The following is a 5,701-nucleotide window of genomic DNA, read 5'->3' on the forward strand; positions in this document are numbered from 1 at the left end:
AATGGGTCAAATGGCCCTAGCCAGGGCAATGTGCGATAGAATCAGTAGCGTGATAATCAAAAAAAATCTAATTATTTAGAATGAAAGCCAAGGGTTAATTGAAAATCTTGAGTTTTTCGAGGTGCCCTATTATTTTTTAATATTAAGCACGGTGCAGTATCTCGTTAGGCGAGGCTCCTATACAAACATAGGTTGCTGATCTGACGACGTCGAGAGACGCCCAAGATCAGGACAGGATATATCGAGTCAAGGTGTACCCCATGTAACTTCCTGCTACTTTCAGGATACGTTGTATAGTGCTAAAACTGAGACGTTGAGATAGCTTAATATTCTCGCATCTAGTTTTGCCCTTATATTGAGAACTGTTTGCAGTTTATAACAGTGATAGGGTTTCGAAAATGAAGTTAACATCCCTACAAAAAACGGCTCCCAATGTGGTGTGTCCGGCCAATAGCCCTACAGAAAATTTCAATGAGCAACATCATAATAAATTTGATGAAGTGAAAGTTAGTGCATATATGAGCCAATCTTATATTGCAGTTTCTATGAATGATTCTGTTGCCGCTATTAAAAATAATCTGGCTAATATAATTACCGGCGATCAAATCCCGACTTATCTTTATGTAATTGATAAAAATAAATATCTGAATGGTTTGTTATTGATGAAAACATTATTAACCTCATCAGATGAATTACTTGTATCAGATATTATGCAATGTGATTTTTTTTCTGTTTCACCAGATCAATCGCGAGAAGAAGTTTTTGCTCTTCTCAATCATTGTGATGTTGATTCTATTCCGGTTGTGGAGTTTTCTAAACTAAAAGGGGTATTACGTGCTCAAGATATTGCTGAATTAATTGAGGATGAGAATACCCAAGATGCACATCTGCAAGGCGCCACGCTACCTTTAGAAGTGCCTTATATGTCAACCAGCCCAATAACATTATGGCGTAAACGTGTTGTTTGGTTATTGATGTTATTTGTGGCTGAAGCTTATACAGGCACAGTATTGAAAGCTTTTTCTGATCAGTTGGAATCTGCCATTTCATTAGCTTTCTTTATTCCTTTATTAATTGGCACCGGCGGTAATAGTGGTACTCAGATAACTTCTACTTTAGTGCGAGCAATGGCATTAGGGGAAGTTAGTTTACGTAATTTAGGTGCTGTGCTTAAAAAAGAGATATCTACATCATTTTTAGTGGCACTAACGATAGGTTGTGTTGGCATATTTCGTGCCTGGATCTTGGACGTAGGCTATCAAGTTACCCTGGTTGTCCGTTTGACTATGATGGCAATTACGGTGTGGAGTGCGATTGTTTCTTCTATTATTCCAATGGTACTGAAACGATTGAATATTGATCCTGCGATTGTTTCGGCTCCCTTTATTGCAACTTTTATTGATGGCACAGGATTAATTATTTACTTTGAAATTGCTAAGATGATTATGACTGATTTAGCTTGATCAACAAAGGAGAGTGATTCGCTCTCCTATTGATTTTGCCAAACAAGATATTGACCACATTTTTTGCAAATATACTCCCCTTTCCCGAGTTGGATTTTGTTGTGCCGGCGTAGGGTTAATTGATGAGCCAGGTCGCACTTGCAATGGTAATGAAAAGTCTGCTTATGAATTGAGGTTAATGCAAATTGATGCGTTCTCTGTGGTGGAGCATCAAGGATTATTGCCATCATCCATTTCCATTCTTTACCATGAGGGGCTGTTTCGCCAAAACAGTGATATACCAATAAATGGGCTAACTCATGTGGAATAACTTGATTGATAAAAATTTCACCATTTTCAATCAGTAAAATGGGGTTAAGACGTATTTCCCACGCCTCCAGGTGAGCACTACCGGCGATGGTTCCTCGTTGTCGGTAATTAATCAACGGTTCTGTAAAGGTTTTTCCCAATTTGGTACTCGCTGTAGCCAGTTTGTTGCGCAATACTCGCATGACAATCTGTTGTAAAGCGATAGGTATTCGATGTGATTTCATACTATTAATATGGTTAAATGGGCTAAGCGTGAGCTTAGAACAAAAGTAATTAATTTATTATGGTATTTTTTAAATAATCGTTAAAAAAGTTTAATAACTAATTGCTATTTTTGCATAGTTCTAAAATAACAAAAGGGAAAGTTATCTAACTGTCCCTTTGCTGTTTTAACAAGATAAAATCGACGATTAGTTAGTTAAAACCGACGGCTGCGCGAAGTTCAGCAACTTTATCTGTTTTTTCCCATGGGAATTGAGAGCGGCCAAAATGCCCATACGCGGCAGTTTGACGGTAAATAGGCTGTAATAAATTGAGCATTTTGACTAGACCATAAGGACGTAAGTCAAAGATTTCATGCACTAAATGAACCAGCGTTTCATTGGCTATTTTTTCAGTACCGAAAGTTTCGATCATGATGGATGTCGGTTCAGCGATACCAATCGCATAAGAAATTTGAATTTCACAGCGATCAGCAAGTCCCGCGGCAACAATATTCTTTGCTACGTAGCGCGCTGCATAGGCAGCAGAACGATCGACTTTAGACGGATCTTTGCCAGAAAAAGCCCCGCCACCATGGCGAGCCATGCCACCGTAAGTATCGACAATAATTTTACGGCCAGTTAAACCACAATCACCCATTGGACCGCCTATAACAAAACGACCTGTTGGATTAATAAAATAGTTAGTATTTTGCTGTAACCATTCTGTCGGTAATACTGGCTTAATAATTTCTTCCATTACCGCTTCTGATAAGGTGTCTTGGTTAATTTCTTCAGCATGCTGAGTAGATAAGACAATAGTATCAATGCCCACTATTTTATTATTTTCATATTGGAAAGTGATTTGGCTTTTAGCATCTGGACGTAACCAGGGCAAAGTACCATTTTTTCGCACTTCGGCTTGGCGTTCGACTAAGCGGTGAGCATAAGTAATTGGCGCTGGCATAAGAACATCGGTTTCGTTATTAGCGTAACCAAACATGATCCCTTGATCGCCTGCGCCTTGTTCTAAAGGATTTGCACGATCGACTCCTTCATTAATATCAGGAGATTGTTTGCCAATTGCACTGATAACAGCACAGGAATTGGCATCAAACCCCATATCTGAGCTGGTATAGCCAATTTCGCGTATCGTGCGCCGCGTAATTTCTTCAATATCTACCCAGGCGCTGGTCGTAATTTCACCGCCAACCATTACCATACCTGTTTTTACATAGGTTTCACATGCAACGCGTGCTTTTGGATCCTGTTCAAGAATTGCATCAAGAATTGCGTCTGAAATTTGATCTGCAATTTTATCAGGATGACCTTCTGATACTGATTCAGAAGTGAAAAGATGTGTGGTCATAGATGTTTTATTACCTTAAAAATTCGGAGAAACTTAATTAGATGTATTTCCATCCAGACGTCTATTCTAATGTTAATTTTGCGCTATTGCTAGCTGTTTTTTATTTTTGTTGATGGCAAAAATCTGATTTGCTAAATATAGATAAATATGTTGATGTTTTATTCAATTTGATTTTGCATTTTTCTTATAATAAAGGTATAAACAGCGCGATAACTGATGAACCTTTTTTCTCATCAGGCGTTATGCGGTAGTATCGGTATTGATACTACTTCTCAATGTAAAATGGTTACGTTCTGAGGCTGAATGTTATAACCATGTTTTGAGGTGAATGGGTAATGTTCCATTATCAGCAAATAGCAAATTACCAATCATCACAGCTTAATGTCTGTGTATCTGCTTCTATTTCCTTTCTCTATATTATGGCTTCTAGTCGAAATTATAGGTCGTACTCGAGACAGACTAAAATCATTCATTGATAAGTTGTTTTGCAACTATTAAATAACAGAATGATTGCTGAGTTGTCATGAATCCTTTTTTAATAAAATAAGAGTTATTGCTGTTTCCTGAAATTTTAAAATTTGCCACGAGTTTCGCACAGGCATATAAAATTCTAAAAATGGCTTAAAAGCAATGATTAATCTGCAAGTTACTAAAAAACATAAATTTTCTTAAATTACAATAAGTTGTATTTGATTTATAAGGTTTTGACTATTTATATATCATGCTGAATTAAACTTAAAAATAGAGCGTTTTTTTATTGGTGCGAAACTCGTGTTTGCACAGAATATTATCTCATTAGATAGGATATGTTGGGGAAAAAGTGAAGCTCATACTCCATTTCAGGAGATAAGTATGAATAACAATATCGCGCGTAAAATGCAACAAACTTATAATATTGCATATTGGGGAGGCGGCTATTACCAAGTTAATGAACAAGGTAATATTACTGTGTGTCCTAATCTTGACCAACCAGACGCGAAAATTGATTTAGCCGCCTTAGTTGAACAAGTACAGGAAGAACAGCAACATCTGCGTTTGCCGGCCCTGTTTTGTTTTCCGCAAATTTTACAACATCGATTGAGATCAATTAATGCTGCATTTGAACGGGCGCGTCGTGATTATGGCTATCAAGGTGATTACTTTCTTGTCTACCCAATTAAGGTAAATCAGCAGCGGCGAGTGATTGAAACTTTAGTGAGATCAGGAGAACCTTTAGGTTTAGAAGCCGGCTCCAAAGCAGAATTAATGGCTGTATTAGCGCATGCTGGTATGACGAAATCAGTGATTGTTTGTAATGGCTATAAAGATCGGGAATATATTCGTTTAGCGTTGATCGGCGAAAAGCTTGGCCATAAAGTCTACTTAGTGATTGAAAAAATGACTGAAATTGCCTTAGTTTTGGATGAAGCTAAAAGGTTAGATGTTATTCCTCGTTTGGGAGTACGAGCGCGTTTGGCGTCACAAGGTTCGGGTAAATGGCAAGCGAGCGGTGGTGAGAAATCAAAATTTGGTTTGGCCGCCGCTCAGGTTTTGCAGTTGATTGATACATTAAGAAGTGAAGGGCGTCTGGAAAGTTTGCAATTATTACATTTCCATTTAGGTTCTCAGATGTCTAATATTCGCGATATTGCCACAGGCGCTAGAGAGGCAGCTCGTTTTTATGTTGAGTTACATAAATTAGGTGTCAAAATTGAGTGTTTTGATGTTGGTGGTGGTCTTGGGATTGATTATGAGGGGACTCGGTCGCAATCGGATTGTTCTGTCAACTATGGTTTAAATGAATACGCCAATAATGTTATCTGGGCGATAGGTGAAGCTTGTGATGAACATGGGTTAGAACATCCAACGGTGATCACTGAATCTGGTCGAGCGTTAACCGCGCATCATACCGTATTAGTTTCCAATATAATTGGTGTTGAACGTAATGAATTTACTAAGATCACGCCACCACCGAAAGATACCGAATTATCGCTAATTTCCCTGTGGGAGACATGGAATGAAATGCAACAGGGAAATAGCCGTTCATTAAGCGTGTTGCTTAATAGTGAAATAAGGGTGTTTCGGTGATTGAAGTAAATTTTACGCTGTTCTGAGATGGAAATTCCAAAGACCTGCGCTAAGGAGTAAGAAGGTATCATCAATAAAGGGTCTACGATTCCGTAAAATTTGGGTCATGCAACCGAGGCGCTTGATACCCGCGATGGCGTGTTCAACTGTAATACGGATGCCCGAGATTATTTTATTTTCTTGTTTTTGTTCAGGCGATAAAGGTCTTTTTCGAGTTCCTTTTTTTGGGATTTGTGTATTAGGATGCTGTTTATCTATACCTTGAAAACCGGTATCTGCCCAGATGGTTACCT

The 5,701-nt window shown here is 38.3% G+C and carries 4 protein-coding genes, 1 pseudogene and 1 riboswitch; of the genes and pseudogenes, 2 read left to right on the top strand and 3 right to left on the bottom strand.

What is annotated here, in order from left to right:
- Positions 1 to 153 precede the first annotated feature (153 nt).
- Positions 154 to 325, top strand: a riboswitch (M-box (ykoK) riboswitch).
- Positions 326 to 398: 73 nt separating this feature from the next.
- On the top strand, positions 399 to 1,463 hold the full coding sequence (locus tag CBG25_RS19675; RefSeq protein WP_290608763.1) for a magnesium transporter: 1,065 nt from the start codon (positions 399 to 401) through the stop codon (positions 1,461 to 1,463).
- A gap of 26 nt (positions 1,464 to 1,489) precedes the next feature.
- Here the strand turns inward: CBG25_RS19675 and CBG25_RS19680 are convergent, their stop codons facing one another.
- Together CBG25_RS19680 and metK are read right to left on the bottom strand one after the other, a co-directional pair.
- On the bottom strand, positions 1,490 to 1,996 hold the full coding sequence (locus CBG25_RS19680; RefSeq protein ID WP_290608765.1) for a SprT family zinc-dependent metalloprotease: 507 nt from the start codon (positions 1,994 to 1,996) through the stop codon (positions 1,490 to 1,492).
- Between the two features lie 190 nt (positions 1,997 to 2,186).
- Positions 2,187 to 3,341: a methionine adenosyltransferase gene (gene metK, locus CBG25_RS19685; protein ID WP_290608767.1), complete on the bottom strand. Its 1,155-nt coding sequence runs from the start codon at positions 3,339 to 3,341 to the stop codon at positions 2,187 to 2,189.
- 852 nt (positions 3,342 to 4,193) lie between these two features.
- Between metK and speA the strand changes: the two are divergent.
- A pseudogene (gene speA / locus CBG25_RS19690) lies at positions 4,194 to 5,369 on the top strand (biosynthetic arginine decarboxylase); the annotation flags it as partial.
- A 51-nt stretch (positions 5,370 to 5,420) separates the two neighbouring features.
- Here the strand turns inward: speA and CBG25_RS19695 are convergent.
- Positions 5,421 to 5,701, bottom strand: a 281-nt coding sequence (locus CBG25_RS19695; RefSeq protein WP_290603775.1) for a transposase family protein, incomplete at its 5' end; no start/stop codon positions are given.

Origin of the sequence: Arsenophonus sp. ENCA (assembly GCF_002287155.1) — a bacterium.
In the GTDB taxonomy this organism is placed as follows: Bacteria; Pseudomonadota; Gammaproteobacteria; order Enterobacterales; family Enterobacteriaceae; genus Arsenophonus; species Arsenophonus nilaparvatae.

What these genes read in the sequence shown, in the direction of transcription:
- metK (WP_290608767.1), bottom strand. Translation starts at nt 3,341, where the DNA reads ATGACCACACATCTTTTCACTTCTGAATCAGTATCAGAAGGTCATCCT.
- CBG25_RS19680 (WP_290608765.1), bottom strand. Translation starts at nt 1,996, where the DNA reads ATGAAATCACATCGAATACCTATCGCTTTACAACAGATTGTCATGCGA.
- CBG25_RS19675 (WP_290608763.1), top strand. Translation starts at nt 399, where the DNA reads ATGAAGTTAACATCCCTACAAAAAACGGCTCCCAATGTGGTGTGTCCG.